Below are 1,554 nucleotides of genomic sequence, written 5' to 3' on the forward strand. Positions count from 1 at the left end.
CGGGTAGTTAAGGAAGCGGCTGTTGGGTCAAGTGTGACACGCGGGGCATGTGAGGCTATTGCGGTGATATAGGGGCAGCTCCTGGTAGAAGAACGATCGCCAAGATCAAAACCTTCTACCGAGGAGCCGCGGTGTCGGATTCTGCCACGCCTGCCACGCCGACACTGCCGCGCCGCGCCGCGGTGTTCGCTGCCGGCCATCTGGGCGAGCTGACCTGGCAGATCCCGCTCGAATTGGTCGATGCGGTGCTGGCCGACACGCGCACCACCCAGCGGCGGCTGCGGGAGCTGCCGTCGCGGGTGGGGGTGTACTTCGTGCTGGCGTTGTGCCTGTTCCCCGGGTTGGGCTACCGGCGGGTGTGGGCCAAGCTCACCGCCACGATGGGCGGTCGCAAGATGCCGTCGCAGAAAGCCTTTCGAGATCTGCGCCGCCGCCTCGGGGCGGCGCCGGTCAAGGCGCTGTTTGAGGTGCTGGCCGGTCCGGTGGCCGCGCCGCACACCCCCGGGGTGCGGTTCGGCCGCTACCGCACCGTGGCGTTCGACGGGTGCGTGTCGTTCAAGGTGCCCGACACCGACCGCAACCGATCCTGGTTGGGCAAGCTCAAGGCCTCTCTCGGTGTCACCGGCTATCCGGTGGTGCGGCTGATGACCGTGGTCGAGACCGGCACCCGGGCGCTGCTGGGCGCGGTCTTCGGGCCGCCCTCTACCGGCGAGATCGATTACGCGCGTGCGCTGTTGCCGCTGCTGGGCACCGAGATGCTGGTGCTGGCCGACCGCGGTTTCGACGCCGAAGCCTTCCTGGTCGAGCTGGCCGGCACCGGCGCGCAGTTTTTGGTCCGGCTGCGCGTCACCCGTCAGCTGCCCGTGCTGGCCCGCCTCGACGACGGCTCGTACCTGTCGCGCATCGGCGACCTGAAGGTGCGGATCATCACCGCCGAGATCACCGTCAGCTGCCCCGACGGCACCAGCTACACCGCGGCCTACCGGCTGGCCACCACCTTGACCGACTCCCGCCGCCATCCCGCCCGCCGACTCCTGGCCCTCTATCACGAACGCTGGGAACATGAGATCGCCTACCTGGCGCTACGGCACACCCTCGCCGACGGGCGCGTGCTGCGCTCGGCCGACCCGGCCGGGCTCGAACAGGAAATATGGGCGCTGCTCACCGTCTACCAGGCACTACGGCGCGCGATGGTGACCGCGGTCGAATCCCGACCCGGCACCGACCCCGACCGGGCCAGCTTCACCACCGCCCTCCAAACCGCCAAAGACCTCCTCGTCGGCGCCACCAACCCAGCCGACGACCCCACCGACCTCGTCGGCCGCATCGGCCGCGCTGTGCTCGCCGACCTGCTCCCGCCCCGGCGACCGCGCACCAGCGTCCGTAAGGTCAAATCCCCACTCTCGCGGTACAACAAAAAAGACCCCTACCGGCCCGAACGCAGCACGCCTATCACCAGCATCACCGCCACCATCACCGGACCCGACACCGAACACGCGACACACCAACCGAAATCGTTGACAACAGCCCTCGGACCTTAACTACCCGGCATTG

General features: G+C 68.5%; 1 protein-coding gene. It reads left to right on the forward strand.

Translation table 11 applies throughout. The features are described from left to right. The first annotated feature begins 131 nt into the window (after positions 1 to 131). Entirely contained in the window at positions 132 to 1,541 is a 1,410-nt protein-coding gene (locus tag EET03_RS29625; RefSeq protein WP_075542930.1) for an IS4 family transposase, read from the forward strand. The last annotated feature ends 13 nt before the right edge of the window (positions 1,542 to 1,554 follow it).

The sequence above is a fragment of the Mycobacterium innocens genome, assembly GCF_900566055.1.
GTDB lineage: Bacteria > Actinomycetota > Actinomycetes > Mycobacteriales > Mycobacteriaceae > Mycobacterium > Mycobacterium innocens.